Origin of the sequence: Pseudomonas brassicacearum (genome assembly GCF_918698105.1) — a bacterium.
Taxonomy (GTDB): Bacteria; Pseudomonadota; Gammaproteobacteria; order Pseudomonadales; family Pseudomonadaceae; genus Aquipseudomonas; species Aquipseudomonas brassicacearum_F.
In genome coordinates, this window is record NZ_CAKKMI010000164.1 from 1 (window position 1) to 1,422 (window position 1,422).

1 protein-coding gene is annotated in these 1,422 nt (G+C 61.4%); it reads left to right on the forward strand.

Annotated features, from left to right (window positions below):
- Positions 1-73: 73 nt before the first annotated feature.
- A partial coding sequence (locus LQ215_RS29425; RefSeq protein ID WP_230153733.1) for a ShlB/FhaC/HecB family hemolysin secretion/activation protein occupies positions 74-1,422 on the forward strand: 1,349 nt, incomplete at its 3' end.

Consider the following 1,422-nt stretch of genomic DNA (forward strand, 5'->3'; position numbering starts at 1 on the left):
GTTGACGTCAAAATGATGGCTCATTAATATCGCGCCACTATTTTGATGTCACTTTCCGCTCGAGGGATCGAACATGTCCTCACCCGCCTTTTGGGCGAGGTTGTGCGTGGCTTTGCTGTGCCTTTCTCCACTCACCCTGGCTCACGCCGCCCCCACGCCGGGCGACACGGATCTGATTCGCGAGCGCCAGAACCGTTTGCTCGAAGAGCAGCGTCGTCGTCTTGAAGAACTCAAGGACCTGCCCGGCGAAGAAGCCAAGCCAATCCAGCCGACAAAACCTGCCGATACCCGTTGCTTCCCCATCAAGACCATCGAACTCAAGGGCGCCGACAGTCTTTCCGCTGGCGAGCGCGAGCAGTTGCTTGCGCCCTACATCGGCCAATGCCTGGGTGTGCCGCAGCTTAACGAGCTGCTCAAAGTCATCACCGACCACTACATCGAAAAGGGCCTGGTCACCAGCCGCGCCTATCTGCCGCAACAGGATCTTTCCAGCGGTCACCTGCAAGTGCTGGTGGTCGAGGGGCGGCTGGAAGGCCTCAAGGGTGCCGAGAACAGCAAGCTATCGGACCGCGAGTTGGCGATGGCTTTTCCCGGTGTGACCGGTGATTTGGTCAACTTGCGGGAGATCGAGCAGATGGTCGATCAGCTCAATCGCCTGCCGTCGAACCAGGCAAAGATGGAACTGACCCCCGGCCAGAACGTCGGCGGCAGTGAGGTGCGGGTCACCAACGAACCGAAAAAACCTTGGCGTGCCGGACTGTCGCGCAGCAACGACGGCCAGCGCAGCACTGGCGAGCAGCAGTGGGGCACGAGTTTCGAGTGGGACAGCCCGCTGGGCCTGGCCGACCAGTTGATGCTGCGCGGTGGTCACGACGCGATGACCGACCACCAGCACACCTCCCGCAACGCCATGCTCTATTACAACCTGCCGTTTGGCTGGTGGAACGTCAGTTATACCTACAGCGAGAGCGAATACCGCTCGCAGATCCCGGCCAACGGTTTCAACTTCAAGCAGACCGGCGACAGCCAGAACCATCAGTTGCGGGTCGAGCGGGTGATCCATCGCGACGCCCTGAGCAAGACCTCCCTCAACACGGGCCTGGCGTACCTGCGCACCAACAACTTCATCGAAGACAGCAAGCTGGCGGTGAGCAGTAACCGCCTGAGCGAAGCCCAGTTCGGCATCAACCATGGCCGGCGGGTTGGCAATGCTTTCGTCAACCTCGACCTGGGCCTGCAGGAGGGTATCGGCGCCTTCGATGCCCAGGGCGACAACGATCCGGGGCCCGGCCAGGCCGACGCCCGCTACCGCAAATACACCGCCACCGCCAGCTACCTGCAACCGTTCCAGGTGTGGGGCGAGTCCTTCAGTTTCAGCAGCCTGATGACCGGCCAGCGCAGTGAAGACGTGCTGTTCAGCCC